Annotated in this window: 12 protein-coding genes; 8 read left to right on the top strand and 4 right to left on the bottom strand. The window is 61.6% G+C overall.

The window, feature by feature from the left end:
• Positions 1–8 precede the first annotated feature (8 nt).
• Both ACLGE8_RS02325 and entF read left to right on the top strand, forming a co-directional pair.
• Positions 9–227: an MbtH family protein gene (locus ACLGE8_RS02325; RefSeq protein WP_410996134.1), complete on the top strand. Its 219-nt coding sequence runs from the start codon at positions 9–11 to the stop codon at positions 225–227.
• The gene (gene entF / locus ACLGE8_RS02320; RefSeq protein WP_410996132.1) at positions 224–4,087 is read left to right on the top strand and encodes an enterobactin non-ribosomal peptide synthetase EntF; all 3,864 of its coding nucleotides are present in this window, start codon (positions 224–226) and stop codon (positions 4,085–4,087) included. The genes ACLGE8_RS02325 and entF overlap by 4 nt, the downstream gene beginning before the upstream one ends.
• Before the next feature lie 134 nt (positions 4,088–4,221).
• On the opposite strand, the gene fepC is transcribed toward entF, so the two are convergent.
• Genes fepC through fepD form a run of 3 tightly spaced genes read right to left on the bottom strand, consistent with a single transcriptional unit; the run spans position 4,222 to position 7,009 of the window.
• Positions 4,222–5,016: an iron-enterobactin ABC transporter ATP-binding protein gene (fepC, locus tag ACLGE8_RS02315; protein ID WP_410996130.1), complete on the bottom strand. Its 795-nt coding sequence runs from the start codon at positions 5,014–5,016 to the stop codon at positions 4,222–4,224.
• Positions 5,013–6,005, bottom strand: a complete 993-nt coding sequence (gene fepG / locus ACLGE8_RS02310) for an iron-enterobactin ABC transporter permease (protein WP_410996128.1) — start codon at positions 6,003–6,005, stop codon at positions 5,013–5,015. Before fepG ends, fepC begins: the two co-directional genes overlap by 4 nt.
• Positions 6,002–7,009, bottom strand: coding sequence for a Fe(3+)-siderophore ABC transporter permease (fepD, locus tag ACLGE8_RS02305; RefSeq protein WP_410996126.1), 1,008 nt, complete (start codon positions 7,007–7,009; stop codon positions 6,002–6,004). Before fepD ends, fepG begins: the two co-directional genes overlap by 4 nt.
• 110 nt (positions 7,010–7,119) lie before the next feature.
• Between fepD and entS the strand changes: the two genes are divergently transcribed.
• Positions 7,120–8,358, top strand: a complete 1,239-nt coding sequence (entS, locus tag ACLGE8_RS02300; RefSeq protein ID WP_410996124.1) for an enterobactin transporter EntS — start codon at positions 7,120–7,122, stop codon at positions 8,356–8,358.
• 99 nt (positions 8,359–8,457) lie between these two features.
• Here the strand turns inward: entS and fepB are convergent, their stop codons facing one another.
• Positions 8,458–9,417 carry a Fe2+-enterobactin ABC transporter substrate-binding protein gene (fepB, locus tag ACLGE8_RS02295; protein WP_410996122.1) on the bottom strand — a complete coding sequence of 320 codons (960 nt, stop codon included), beginning with the start codon at positions 9,415–9,417 and terminating at the stop codon, positions 8,458–8,460.
• Positions 9,418–9,650: 233 nt separating this feature from the next.
• Here fepB and entC point away from each other — a divergent pair, with 233 nt between their 5' ends.
• From entC to entH, 5 genes are all read left to right on the top strand, one after another.
• A complete protein-coding gene (entC, locus tag ACLGE8_RS02290; RefSeq protein ID WP_410996120.1) occupies positions 9,651–10,832 on the top strand; it encodes an isochorismate synthase EntC in 1,182 nt (393 codons plus the stop codon).
• Between the two features lie 156 nt (positions 10,833–10,988).
• A complete protein-coding gene (gene entE, locus ACLGE8_RS02285; RefSeq protein ID WP_410996118.1) occupies positions 10,989–12,599 on the top strand; it encodes a (2,3-dihydroxybenzoyl)adenylate synthase EntE in 1,611 nt (536 codons plus the stop codon).
• Positions 12,600–12,612: 13 nt separating this feature from the next.
• On the top strand, positions 12,613–13,467 hold the full coding sequence (locus tag ACLGE8_RS02280; RefSeq protein WP_410996116.1) for an isochorismatase family protein: 855 nt from the start codon (positions 12,613–12,615) through the stop codon (positions 13,465–13,467).
• A complete protein-coding gene (gene entA, locus ACLGE8_RS02275) occupies positions 13,467–14,222 on the top strand; it encodes a 2,3-dihydro-2,3-dihydroxybenzoate dehydrogenase EntA (RefSeq protein WP_410996114.1) in 756 nt (251 codons plus the stop codon). The genes ACLGE8_RS02280 and entA overlap by 1 nt, the downstream gene beginning before the upstream one ends.
• Position 14,223: 1 nt before the next feature.
• A complete protein-coding gene (gene entH / locus ACLGE8_RS02270; RefSeq protein ID WP_185669593.1) occupies positions 14,224–14,637 on the top strand; it encodes a proofreading thioesterase EntH in 414 nt (137 codons plus the stop codon).
• Positions 14,638–14,813: the final 176 nt, after the last annotated feature.

Here is a 14,813-nt window from a genome sequence, read left to right as displayed (position 1 = left end):
AGTTTGGTATGCAAGTCAGTAACCCCTTCGACGTGGCGCAAGGGCAGTTTTACCTTCTGCAAAATCCTCAACGGCAGTTCAGCCTCTGGCCCCAGCAGTGTTCAGTGCCGGAAGGCTGGACGGTGGTCTGCGAGCCGCAGCCACTTGAGGCATGCAACGCCTGGCTCACCCATAACTGGACGACGCTTTATCCTGACCATTTCTCCGCCGCTGGAGGCCGCTCATGAGCCCGCGTTTACCGCTGATTGCCGCTCAACCGGGGATCTGGATGGCGGAAGCGCTGTCGACATTACCTAACGCCTGGAGCGTGGCGCACTACGTTGAGCTGAACGGGAAGATTGACGGCGGCCTGCTGGCGCGCGCTATCGTGATGGGTCTGAATCAGGCCGACACGCTGCGCATGCGCTTTAGCGAAGAGAACGGCGAAGTCTGGCAGTGGCTGGATGAAAGCATGGCGATTGCCGAACCGGCGTGCCACGACCTGCGCGGTGAGTCTGACCCACAGCAGGCGGCGCTGGCCCTGATGCAGCGTGACCTCTCGCAAAATAGCCGCGTTGACAGCGGCAACCCGCTCTATTGCCATCAGCTTTTCCGCGTGGGCGAAAACCAGTGGTTCTGGTATCAGCGTTACCATCATCTGCTGGTAGACGGCTTCAGCTTCCCGGCAATAACGCGCCAGATAAGCCTGATTTACCAGGCGCTGGTCACGGGTGATACGCTGCCGGAACCAGCGTTCACACCGTTTACCGAAGTAGTGGACGAGTATCAACGCTACCGTGACAGCGAGGCGTTCCAGCGCGATAAAACCTTCTGGGCCGAGCAGCGTAAAGCCTTGCCGTCTCCGACCTCGCTCTCCTCTGCGCCGCTGCCGGGTCGCGCGCAAAGCACCGCTATCTGGCGGCTGAAGCTCACCGCCGACCGTCGGGCGTTTACCCGCCTGACCGTCTCCGCTCCGCAGTGCCAGCCCGCGGACCTGGCGCTGGCGCTGGTGGCACTCTGGCTGGGTCGTCTTTGCGGGCGCAGCGATTATGCCGCCGGGTTTATCTTTATGCGCCGCATGGGATCGGCCGCGCTAACGGCCACCGGGCCGGTGCTTAACGTGCTGCCGCTGGGGGTGACGCTAAACGGTCAGGAAACCTTGCCGGAGCTAGCCACTCGCCTCTCCGGGCAACTGAAAAAGATGCGCCGCCATCAGCGCTATGATGCAGAGCAGATTGTGCGCGATGCCGGAAAAGCGGCAGGCGATGAAGCGCTGTTCGGACCGGTATTTAACGTCAAGATGTTTGATTATCGTCTCGGTTTCGCCGACGTTGAGGCAATAACGCATACGCTTGCCACCGGGCCGGTCAACGATCTTGAGCTGGCGCTGTTCCCCGATGAAGAGGGCGGCCTGTCGCTGGAAATTCTAGCCAACCAGCAGCGCTATGATGAAGCGACGTTGCACCAGCATATCGCTCGTTTAACCGCACTTTTACAGCAGTTCGCCGATAATCCAGCGCTGATGTGTGCCGATGCAGAACTGCTTTCGCCTGACGAATATCAGCGTCTGGCGCAAATTAACGCTACCGAAAAATCCCTGCCGCGCGCCACGCTCAGTTCGCTGGTGGCTGAGCAGGCGGCGAAAACGCCGGATGCCGTAGCGCTGGTGGACGCGAACTATCGCTTCACCTACCGCGAGATGCGCCAGCAGGTGGTCGCGCTGGCAAACATCCTGCGTGAACGCGGGGTGAAGCCCGGTGATAGCGTCGCCGTCGCATTGCCGCGTTCGGTATTCCTGACGCTGGCGCTGCACGCCATTGTTGAGGCCGGTGCGGCCTGGCTGCCGCTCGATACCGGCTACCCGGACGACCGCCTGCAAATGATGCTGGAAGACGCGCGCCCGACCTTGCTGATCACCGCCGCCGATCAGTTGCACCGCTTCCCGAATATCGACAGCCTGTGCCTGAACGCGCCGCTGGCGGCGGGCGATGACCAACCGCTCGCGCTGGCGACGCCGGAACAGACGGCCTATATCATCTTTACCTCAGGCTCAACCGGCCGCCCTAAAGGGGTGATGGTCGGCCATGAGGCTATCGTTAACCGCCTGCTGTGGATGCAGGATCACTATCCGCTGACCGCCGATGACGTGGTGGCGCAGAAAACCCCGTGCAGTTTTGACGTTTCGGTATGGGAATTCTGGTGGCCGTTTATTACCGGCGCAAGCCTGGTGATGGCCGAGCCGGAAGCGCACCGCGACCCGCTGGCGATGCAGCGCTTCTTTGCCGACTACGGCGTCACCACGACCCATTTCGTGCCGTCGATGCTGGCGGCTTTTGTGGCGTCGCTGACGCCGGAAACGGTGGATAGCTGCTGCTCGCTACAGCGGGTGTTCTGTAGCGGTGAAGCGCTGCCGACCGCGCTATGCCGCGAGTGGGAAGTGCTGACCCACGTGCCGCTGCACAACCTATATGGGCCAACGGAAGCGGCGGTGGACGTGAGCTGGTACCCGGCCTACGGTGAAACGCTGGCGGCGGTGTCCGGTAACAGCGTGCCGATTGGCTTCCCGGTATGGAATACCGGCCTGCGTATCCTCGACGCCATGATGCGCCCGGTGCCGTTTGGCGTGGCGGGCGATCTCTATCTCACCGGCATTCAATTGGCGCAGGGCTATCTGGGCAGACCGGATCTCACCGCCAGCCGCTTTATTGCCGACCCGTTTGCCCCCGGCGAGCGGATGTACCGTACCGGCGACGTGGCGCGCTGGCTGGATAACGGTGCGGTGGAATATCTCGGCCGCAGCGACGATCAGCTCAAAATCCGCGGTCAGCGCATCGAGCTTGGCGAAATCGACCGGGTGATGCAGAGCCTGCCGGACGTGGAGCAGGCGGTGACGCATGCTTGTGTTATCAATCAGGCGGCAGCTACCGGCGGCGATGCCCGCCAGCTGGTGGGCTATGTGGTGTCGATTTCCGGTCTACCGCTAGATACCGATGCGCTCCTGGCTCGCCTGTGCGAACAGCTACCGCCGCACATGGTGCCGGTGGTGCTGTTACAGCTGAGCGAACTGCCGCTGAGCGCCAACGGCAAGCTGGATCGTAAAGCGCTGCCGCTGCCGTCGCTGACGCAGAAAACCAGCGGCCGCGCGCCGCAAACGGCAACCGAAGTGCAGGTCGCCGCGGCGTTCAGCCAACTGCTCGGCTGCGACATTCAGGATATCGACGCCGATTTCTTCGCGCTTGGCGGCCACTCGCTGCTCGCCATGCGGCTTGCCGCCACGCTGAGCCAGCAAACCGGGCGCAAGGTGACGCCGGGGCAGGTGATGGTGTCATCGACCGTCGGCCAGCTCAGCGCGCTGTTGGAAAATAGCGACGACGAGCAGGCGCAGCGTCTGGGCTATGAGCCGCTGCTGCCGCTGCGCACCGGCGATGGCCCGACGCTGTTTTGCTTCCATCCAGCATCCGGTTTTGCCTGGCAGTTCAGCGTACTGTCGCGCTATCTGTCACCGCGCTGGTCGATTACCGGCATTCAGTCGCCGCGCCCGGAAGGGCCAATGCAGACCGCCACGACGCTGGACGAAGTGTGCGAGCATCATCTGGCAACCTTGCTCGCCCAGCAGCCGCACGGGCCGTATTACCTGCTCGGCTATTCGCTCGGCGGTACGCTGGCGCAGGGTATTGCCGCGCGTTTACGTCAGCGCGGTGAAGCGGTGGCGTTCCTCGGCCTGCTGGATACCTGGCCGCCGGAAACGCAGAACTGGGCGGAAAAAGAGGCTAACGGTCTCGACCCGGCGGTATTGGCAGAGATTGACCGCGAGCGTGAAGCGTTTATCGCTGCCCAGCAGGGGCAAGGCTCCAGTGAATTGTTCAGCGCAATTGAAGGCAACTACGCCGACGCCGTGCGCCTGCTGACCACCGCGCACAGCGCGACGTTTGATGGCAAAGCGACGTTGTTTGTCGCTGAGAAAACCCGCCAGGCGGACCCGCAGGCGGCCTGGGGGCCGTGGGTGGGTGAGCTGGAGGTGTACAGTCAGGATTGTGCACACGTCGACATCATTACGCCTGCGGCATTTGAGGCGATTGGGCCGGTGATGCGGGAGATATTGGGGTAGGTGTACGATTTTTCTCCGTCCGGAAAGCGCGTCCGGTTTGATCCCCTCGCCCCTTTGGGGCGAGGGTTAGGGTGAGGGGAAATATGCGCGATGTACCCTCACCCCGGCCCTCTCCCTGGAAGGGAGAGGGAGTACTATCGCCGCCCGAGTGGCACCACCAGCGGCGTATTTGCCACTGGGTCATCAATAATCATGCAGCGCAGGCCGTAAATCGCCTCAATCAGCGCCGGAGTGACTATCTCTTTCGGCGCGCCTTCCGCCACAATTTTTCCATCACGGAGTGCAATCAGGTGCGTCGCGTAGCGGCACGCCTGGTTTAAATCGTGCAACACCGCCGCCAGCGTATAGCCGCGCTCGCGGTTCAGTTCGCTTAATAACTCCAGCAGGTCAATCTGATGGCTGATATCAAGCCAGGTCGTTGGCTCGTCAAGCAGCATAATCGACGTATCCTGCGCCAGCACCATGGCTATCCACGCGCGCTGACGTTGGCCGCCGGAGAGGGTATCCACGCTCTGACCTGCCAGATTAATAATGCCGGTGGCCTTCATTGCACGCTGCACCGCGTCCTCATCTTCCTGCCGCCAGCGGGTAAACAGCGGCTGATGCGGATAGCGGCCACGCGCAACCAGCTCCTGTACCGAAATATCGCCCGGCGTGGTGGCGTTTTGCGCCAGCAGGCCGACGCGACGCGCTACTTCTTTGCTGGCGTAGCGCTGGATCTCTTCACCGTCGAGATAGACATGGCCGTGAACCGGCGTCATCAGGCGGCTGAGCGTGCGCAGCAGCGTTGATTTTCCGCAGCCGTTGGGGCCGATAATGGCGGTGAAATGACCGTCAGGAATGGTGACGTTCAGCGACTCGGCGATGGTCTTTTTACCGTAGGCAAGGGTTAACCCCTCGCCGCGCAGGCGAGCGACGGTGTCGGTCATTTTTTACGAGACTCCTGAATAAGCAGCACGATGAGGTAGATACCGCCAAGGCTAACGGTGACCACGCCCACCTGAAGCTGGTAAGGCAAGAACAGCTGCTGGGCGCAGTAATCGGCGGCGGCCAGCAGCAGCGCGCCGCAGAGCGCCGCCTGGGTAAGACCCCAGCGCGCGGTGCCGCAGAGGCGGCGGGCGATGTGCGGGGCGACCAGCGCAATAAAGGAAATTGGCCCGGCCAGCGCGGTGGCGGTGGCGGTCAACACCACGGCGACCAGCATCAGCAGCAGACGAGACCACTCGACGCGAACCCCCAGCGCACAGGCGCTGTCATCGCCCATTTCTAACAGGCGCAGACGGCGTACCAACAGCGCTGAGCAGGCGAGGGCGATGACCATCATCGGTGCGGCGGGCCAGATTTTGGCCCACGTCAGGCCGTTAAGCGAACCGGCAAACCACAGCCCGGCGGAGACGGCGGTCTCCAGCGATGCGCGCAGCAGTAGCCAGGTGTTGAAAGCCATCAGCATCGCGCGGATGCCGATGCCGATAATAATCAGCCGGAAGGTTTCAATACCGTCGCGCCACGCCAGCGCCCAGACGATAAGCGAGGTGGCGATGCCGCCTGCCATGGCGGCGAGGGTGATGGTGGTGAGGTTCTGGCCGAAGAAGACCAAAGCCACCAATACGCCGCTCCACGCCCCGGTGTTAAAGCCCATCACATCCGGGCTGCCCAGTGGGTTGCGCATCAGCGACTGGAAAATCGCGCCGCTGACGCCGAGCGCGGCGCCAATCAATAACGCCATCAACACGCGCGGCAGACGCCACTCGGTCACGACCAGGGTGATGGCGCGCGGCGCGTCGCCGAACAGCGCGGCGAAGATTTGGGAAAATTCCAGCGTAACCGCACCGCTGCGCAGGCTCAGCAGCGTGAGCAGCAGGCATGCGGCGACCAGCAGAAGACAGCTGGCGACCAGACGACGAGAAGGGGCGTTCATCGGCCACCTCCGTTCGATTTACGGCGGACGAGGAAAATCAGCACCGGCGCGCCGATAAAGGCGCTGACCACCGAGACCCGCAGTTCGCCTGGCACCAGCAGGCGACCAATAATATCGGCAAACAGCAGCAGCGACGGCGTGGCGAGCAGTGTAACCGGCAGCGACCAGCGGTGATCTGAACCCACCAGCCAGCGGGCAATGTGCGGCATCATCAGGCCGATAAAGGCAATCGGGCCTACCACCGAGGTCGCGCTGGCGCACAGAATGGTGATCACCAGCAGCCCCATAATTTGCGTGCGTGCCACTTTGCTGCCGAGCGCGGTAGCGGTGTCGGCACCCAGGCTCAGGCTGTTAAGCGAGCGGCTCATCATCAGCGCGACGGCACCGGCAATCAGCACCGGGATCAGCACCGTTTTCAGGGGTTGCAGGGTGCGAATATCCAATGAACCGGCCTGCCAGAAGCGCAGCTGATCGTAGACATCCTGATTGAGCAGGGCGATGCCGCTGGAGAAACCTTCCAGCACGGCGGCGAGCGCCACGCCTGCCAGCGTTAAGCGCACCGGGCTAAGCTGGCCGCCGCCCTGGCTGCCGGTAAAGGCGACGATTAATGAGGCCACCAAGGCGCCGCAAAAGGCCATCGCCAGCTGTTCCTGCGGCGAAGTAATGCCGAGCAGCGCTGCCCCTAACACGATGGCAAAGCTAGCGCCGGCGTTAACGCCAAGAATGCCGGGATCGGCAAGCGGGTTGCGGGTGAGGGTTTGCATCAGCGCCCCGGCAAGCCCCAGCGCGCCACCGGCCAGCAGACCGGCCAGCGTTCGCGGCAGTCGGGCATCAAGCACGATGGTGCAGTCGGCGCCCTGGCAGGTGCCACTAAGCGCGTCGATAACGACGTGAACCGGGAGCGGCTTAGCACCAATCAATAAACTGAGCGTGGCGGCGAGAAACAGCAGTATCAACAATCCAGGCAGCGCAAGGGCGCGCAGCACCGGGGTGGAAAACGACATGGCGACATCCCTGATTTGATAATGATAGTAATTATCGTTATCTATCTTATTCGCTTATGTTAGCATGAGCGCCCTCGGAAAGGGTAAGAAAAAACGTTCAAGGTTTTGTAATGAATCGACAATCCTGGCTGCTGAATCTGAGCCTGCTAAAAACGCATCCGGCCTTTCGCGCCGTCTTTATTGCTCGCTTTATCTCCATTCTCTCGCTTGGCCTGCTCGGCGTGGCGGTACCCGTTCAAATCCAGATGATGACCCACTCCACCTGGCAGGTGGGGCTTTCGGTCACGCTGACCGGCGGGGCGATGTTTGTCGGGCTGATGGTCGGCGGCGTGCTGGCTGATCGCTACGAGCGCCGCAAGCTGATTCTGCTGGCGCGCGGTACCTGCGGCGTGGGGTTTATCGGCCTGTGGCTGAACGCGCTGCTGCCGGAGCCGTCGCTGGTGGCGATTTATCTGCTGGGATTATGGGATGGTTTCTTTGCCTCGCTGGGCGTAACGGCGCTGCTGGCCGCGACGCCTGCGCTGGTGGGGCGTGAAAACCTGATGCAGGCCGGGGCGATCACCATGCTGACGGTGCGCCTGGGTTCGGTGATTTCGCCGATGGTCGGCGGCCTGCTGCTGGCTTCCGGTGGCGTGTCGTGGAACTACCTGCTGGCGGCGCTGGGTACTTTTATCACCACGTTGACGCTGCTGCGTTTACCGCAGCTGCCGCCACCGCCGCAGAAGCGCGAACATCCGTTCTCTTCCCTGGTGGCCGGGTTCCGTTTTCTGCTCGGTAGCCCGCTGATTGGCGGCATTGCGCTGCTGGGCGGGCTGGTGACGATGGCCAGCGCCGTGCGCGTGCTTTATCCCGCGCTGGCGCAGGGCTGGCAGATGTCGGCGGCACAGATTGGCCTGCTGTATGCGGCTATCCCACTGGGGGCGGCTTTTGGTGCGCTCACCAGCGGAAGGCTAGCGCAGAACGAGCGTCCGGGCTGGATCATGCTGCTGGCGACGGTTGGCGCGTTTGTGGCGATCGGGCTGTTTGCCATGATGCCGCACTGGGCGTTGGGGATGGTCTGTCTGGCGCTGTTTGGCTGGCTGAGCGCCATCAGTTCGCTGCTGCAATATACCTTGATTCAGACCCAGACGCCGGAAGCGATGCTCGGGCGCATTAACGGGCTGTGGACGGCGCAGAACGTCACCGGTGATGCCATCGGCGCGGCGCTGCTCGGCGGGCTGGGGGCGATGTTGACCCCGGTGGCGTCGGCAAGCGTGAGCGGCTGGGGGCTGGCGATGGTTGGTGGGATTTTGCTGTTGGTGCTGGGCGAGTTGCGACGGTTCCGGCGCGAGATCCCGGAGTCGGCGTAAACGCTTCGTCCGGGATGCCGGATGGCGGCTTCGCCTTATCCGGCCTACTGAAACCGTGTAGCCCGGCCAGGCGAAGCGCCGCCGGGAACGGCTCGGAGCTTAACCAAACAGCGCCGACAACCGTGCTAACACTCGCGTCGCACTGTAATAATCAAGGCGGAACGTCTCGGTGCCTAACGCGTAAACCTGTTTCTCTTTTACCGCGGGCAGGTGCGCCAGCAGCGGGTTGGCGTAGATCGCGTCCACGTCTTTCTGGTCACCGGCGAACAGGAACAGGCTGTTACCGTTCAGACCGGTTGCCAGGTTTTCACCGCCAAGCTGGATGATGTCGTGGCGTTTACCCTGGCTTTGGCTGGCGTGCAGACCTTCCGGCAGCGTAGCAAGGGTAAAGCCGAGCTGGGAGAGGAATTGCCCCTGCGCGGACTCGCTGGTCCACAGGTTGGCGCTATGCGCGGCGGCGGTATAGACCAGCGCGCTTACCGGCTGCGGCGGCAGTTTCATCTGCTGTTTCACCGTCGCCAGTTGCTTATCAAACTCGGCTATACGCGCGGCAGCCTGCTTCTCCTGCCCGGTAATGGTACCAAGCTGGGTTAACAGCGCCTGCCAGCTTTTATCGTCGTAGTTAACGATAAGCGTTGGGGCGATGGTGGAGAGCTGGTCGTACAGCGCCAGCGCGGAGTCGCCGCCGGTAGCGCTAATCAGGATCAGGTCCGGCATTTGTGCGGCGACGGCTTCAGCGCTTGGTTCGCCGATATAAAGACGGGATACCTTACGCGCTTTTGCGACGTCGCCCCACTGGCGCAGGAAGCCCTGATCATCGGCTACGCGGTTATTAGGTGTAGTCGCGCCGCTAGCAATCACCGGCGCATCAATCGCCAGCAGAGAACCGGTGAGGGTGACGCTGGTGGAAACGATGCGCGTCGGCTTGTGCTCCAGCGTGTGGACGCCGTGGCTGTCGCTAATCTGGCGCGGCCATTCGGCTGCCTGGGCTGAGGATATTCCTAAAACACTGAAACCGGCGATGAGCGCGACGGTGCGCCATAAAGCGGAGAAATTCACGAATAAGCATCCTGATTGTTATTGGTTAATGCTTCTCATTTTCAACTATTGTTCGCGCTGGATGCAAGCCCTCTTCCATCGTCGGGGCAGGGCAATATCAGGGCTACGCGCTTTTTATTAAGCACAAGATGCTGCTTAGCGCTGTTGACATACGAGGCGTTTACTTTTAGGTTACCCAACCAAAATATAAATGATAATTATTCGTAATATCTTTATCGTTTTTGGAGGATGATATGGAAACGTCACTTGCTGCGGATACACAAGAACAACACCACCAGGCTACGCTCTCGGCCGATAGCTTTTTCTTTATGTCGCCGTTCCGTAGTTTTACCACCTCGGGCTGCTTTCAGCGCTTCACCTGCCCGGCTGAAGGCGGCGATGCGCCAGATAGCGCATTCCAGCAGGGGCTAGCCTCGGCGTTTGCCGCAGCCAAAGCCGCCGGGATTGCCAATCCGGTGATGGTCGGTGCCATCCCGTTCGACACCACGCAGCCTTCCGCGCTGTATATCCCTGAACGCTGTGACGCGTTTTCGCGTACCGCAAAGCAACACTCTTCCCGCTATCACGCCTCGCGCGATCCGCTGGCGGTTGTGGCGCGCCGTGAAATCCCCGAAAGCCCGCTGTTCCTCGATATGGTAGCCCGCGCGGCGGCGCTGACTGCGACCCCGCAGGTCAATAAAGTGGTGCTTTCCCGCCTGATTGATATTGAAGCCGAGCAGACGCTGGACAGCGGCGCGCTGCTGGAGCGTCTGGTGGCGCAAAACCCGGCGAGCTTTAACTTTCACGTGCCGCTGCCGGATGGCGGCGTGCTGCTGGGCGCGAGCCCGGAACTGCTGCTGCGTAAAGAAGGGGCGATGTTCCATTCTCTGCCGCTGGCGGGCTCCGCGCGCCGTCAGCCGGACGACATGCTGGATCGCGAAGCGGGTAATCGCCTGCTGGCTTCAGAAAAAGACCGTCACGAGCATGAGTTGGTGACCCAGTCGATGAAAAAGACGCTGGCACCGCGCAGCCTGCAGCTTACGCTGCCGAGCACGCCGCAGTTGATCACCACGCCAACCTTGTGGCACCTCGCGACGCCAATTGAAGGCCAGGCCAAAGCGGAAGAAAACGCACTGACGCTGGCCTGCCTGCTGCACCCAACGCCGGCGTTGAGCGGTTTCCCGCATCAGGCGGCGAAGCAGCTGATTGCTGAACTGGAGCCGTTCGAGCGAGACCTGTTCGGCGGCATTGTCGGCTGGTGTGACGCCGAAGGTAACGGCGAGTGGGTAGTGACTATCCGCTGCGCGCGCGTTAAAGCCAATAGCGTGCGTCTGTTTGCCGGGGCGGGCATTGTGCCGGCGTCATCGCCGGAGTCCGAGTGGCGTGAAACCGGCGTCAAACTTTCGACCATGCTAAATGTTTTCGGCCTGCATTAAGAGCCTATCCCATTAGGCTATTTTATTCGCCATTTTGGCGCCGGGCAGTGCTCGAAATCCTCACGTACTATGTGTACGTTCCGGTTTCTGCACGCTGTCCGATGTCAAACTGGCTTCAACAATTACGCCTACAGGGATAGGCGGCAAGGAATCAGAATGACCGTGGAATTTACCCGCTGGCCGGATGCGCTGGCGGCGCGCTACCGCGAAAAAGGCTACTGGCAGGATCTGCCGCTCACCGAAATGCTGACCCGCCACGCGGACAGCGACGCGGTTGCGGTGATTGATGGCGACCATCAGATTAGCTATCGCCAGCTGAATCATTACGTCGATAACCTGGCGGCTTCGTTGCAGCACAAAGGCCTTAAGCGTGGCGAAACCGCGCTGGTGCAGTTGGGCAATATCGTCGAGTTTTACATCACGCTGTTTGCGCTGCTGAAACTGGGCGTGGCGCCGGTGAACGCGCTGTTCAGCCATCAGCGCAGCGAGCTGAACGCCTACGCCGAGCAGATTGCCCCGGCGGCGCTGATTGCTGACCGTTCGCATACGTTGTTTAGTGACGATAGTTTCCTCAACGCGTTTTGCGAACAACATCGCTCCCTGCGCATGGTGCTGCTGCGCAAAGGCGAGGGTGAACACGCGCTGGAAGCGGCGATTGCGCGTCCGGCCGTTGATTTTACCCCAACGCCCACCGCCGCCGACGAAGTGGCCTTTTTTCAGCTTTCCGGCGGCAGTACCGGCACGCCGAAGCTTATCCCCCGCACCCACAACGACTATTACTACAGCATTCGCCGCAGTAATGAGATTTGCCGCTTTGATGCGCAGACGCGCTATCTGTGCGCGATCCCGTCGGCGCATAACTACGCCATGAGCTCGCCTGGTGCGCTGGGTGTGTTCCTGGCGCAAGGCACGGTGGTGCTGGCGGCTGACCCAAGCGCCACGCTTTGCTTCCCGTTGATTGAAAAGCATCAGGTCAACGTGGCGGCGCTGGTGCCGCCTGCGGTCAGCCTGTGGTTGCAGGCGATTACCGAGTGGGGGAGCAACGCCCAGCTACGTTCGCTGACGCTGCTCCAGGTGGGCGGCGCGCGTCTGTCTGCGACCCTGGCGGCACGTATTCCGGCGGAGATTGGCTGCCAGCTGCAGCAGGTCTTCGGCATGGCGGAAGGGCTGGTGAACTACACCCGTCTGGACGATGCAGAGGAGAAGATCCTCAACACCCAGGGCTACCCGATGTGCCCGGACGACGAAGTGTGGGTGGCGGATGCCGACGGCAACCCGCTGCCGCGCGGTGAAGTGGGTCGCCTGATGACTCGTGGCCCGTACACCTTCCGCGGCTACTACAAGAGCCCGCAGCATAACGCCAGCGCCTTTGATGCCGACGGCTTTTATTGCTCGGGCGATCTTATCTCCATCGACGAAGATGGCTACATCACCGTGGAAGGGCGCGAGAAAGATCAGATTAACCGCGGCGGCGAGAAGATTGCCGCCGAAGAGATCGAGAACCTGCTGCTGCGTCATGACGCGGTGGTCTACGCGGCCTTGGTGAGCATGGAAGACAGCCTGCTCGGCGAGAAAAGCTGCGCCTATCTGGTGGTGAAAGAACCCCTGCGCGCCGTGGCCGTCCGCCGTTTCCTGCGCGAGCAGGGCGTGGCCGAATTTAAACTGCCTGACCGCGTCGAGTGCGTAGATGAACTGCCGCTGACCCACGTCGGGAAAGTCGATAAAAAACAATTACGTCAGTGGCTAGCGAGCCGCTCGCAGGGCTGAAGGAGAGAACAACATGGCGATTCCAAAACTACAGGGCTACGCGCTGCCAACCGCGCTGGATCTTCCCGAGAACAAGGTTAACTGGGCGTTTGAACCCTCGCGCGCCGCGCTGTTGATCCACGATATGCAGGAGTATTTCCTCAACTTCTGGGGCGACGATAGCGAAATGATGGAGACCGTGGTGGCGAACATTGCCGCGCTGCGTGATTTCTGTAAGAAAAACGGCATTCCGGTGTACTACACCGCCCAGCCGAAAGAGCAGAGCGATGAAGACCGCGCGCTGCTGAACGATATGTGGGGGCCGGGGCTGACCCGTTCACCGGAGCAGCAGCAGGTGATTGCGGCGCTGGCGCCAGATACGCAGGATACCGTGCTGGTGAAGTGGCGCTACAGCGCGTTCCACCGCTCGCCGCTGGAGCAGATGCTCAAAGAGACCGGGCGTAATCAGCTGATCATCACCGGCGTGTATGCGCACATTGGCTGCATGACCACCGCCACCGACGCGTTTATGCGCGACATTAAGCCGTTCTTTGTCGCCGATGCGCTGGCGGACTTTAGCCGCGATGAGCACCTGATGTCGCTGAAATACGTTGCCGGTCGTAGCGGCCGCGTGGTGATGACCGATGAGCTGCTGCCGTCTGTCCCAACCAGCAAAGCGGCGCTGCGTGCGCTGGTGCTGCCGCTGCTGGATGAATCTGACGAGCCGCTCGACGATGATAACCTGATTGATTACGGTCTCGACTCCGTGCGCATGATGGCGCTGGCCGCTCGCTGGCGTAAGGTGCACGGCGATATCGACTTTGTGATGCTGGCAAAAAATCCAAGCATCGACGCCTGGTGGGCGCTGCTCTCCCGCGAGGTGAAGTAATGGCCGGGTTCGATTTTAACGGCCAGACCGTGTGGGTGACCGGGGCCGGGAAAGGTATCGGTTACGCTACCGCGCTGGCGTTTGTGGAAGCGGGCGCGAAGGTGACGGGCTTCGACCTGGCCTTCGACGGCGAGGATTATCCGTTCGCCACCGAAGTGCTGAACGTGGCGGATGCCCAGCAGGTGGCGCAGGTGTGCGAACGCCTGCTCGCCACCACTGAGCGGCTGGACGTGCTGGTCAACGCCGCCGGAATTTTGCGGATGGGCGCTACGGATGCGTTGAGCCTGGAAGACTGGCAGCAGACCTTTGCGGTCAACGTCGGCGGCGCGTTCAACCTGTTCCAGCAGACGATGGCGCAGTTCCGCCGTCAGCAGGGCGGGGCGATTGTCACCGTGGCATCCGACGCGGCGCATACGCCGCGTATCGGCATGAGCGCGTATGGTGCGTCGAAGGCGGCGCTGAAAAGCCTGGCGCTGACCGTCGGGTTGGAACTTTCCAGCGCCGGCGTGCGCTGTAACATCGTCTCGCCGGGTTCGACCGACACCGATATGCAGCGCGTACTGTGGGTCAGCGACGATGCCGAACAGCAGCGTATTCGCGGCTTTGGCGAGCAGTTTAAGCTCGGCATTCCGTTGGGGAAAATTGCCCGCCCGCAGGAAATCGCCAATACCATTCTGTTCCTCGCGTCGAGCAGCGCCAGCCACATCACGCTGCAGGATATCGTGGTGGATGGCGGCTCAACGCTGGGAGCGTAGGATGATCTGGAAACGTCATTTAACCCTCGATGAACTGAACGCCACCAGTGAGAACACCATGGTGGCGCATCTGGGGATTGTTTATACCCATATCGGTGACGACAGCCTGGAAGCGGTGATGCCGGTGGATAGCCGTACCCATCAGCCGTTTGGCCTGCTGCACGGCGGCGCATCGGCGGCACTGGCGGAGACGCTGGGCTCGATGGCGGGTTTTCTGATGACCCGCGAAGGGCAGTGTGTGGTAGGCACCGAGCTTAACGCCTCTCACCACCGCCCGGTCTCTCAAGGGCAGGTTCGGGCGGTGTGCCAGCCGCTGCATCTGGGGCGTCAGAGTCAGAGCTGGGAGATTGTCGTTTTTGACGAGCAGGGGCGGCGTTGCTGTACCTGCCGGTTAGGCACGGCGGTGCTTGGTTAGATTTCGAGCATCGAATAAGCCGTAGGCCGGATAAGCGAAGCGCCATCCGGCATGATGCGGCACATTGCCGGATGGCGCTGCGGTATGAACCGGAAACATAGGTAACACTTTAGACCGGATACATGGGTAACAGTTATAACTGGCATAGAAGAGGAGACTCGCTATGCCCTGGACTG

Source organism: Kluyvera sp. 142486 (genome assembly GCF_046569695.1).
In the GTDB taxonomy this organism is placed as follows: Bacteria; Pseudomonadota; Gammaproteobacteria; order Enterobacterales; family Enterobacteriaceae; genus Kluyvera.
Note: the sequence above shows the minus strand (reverse complement) of the source record. Positions and strands in the feature narration are given on the sequence as shown.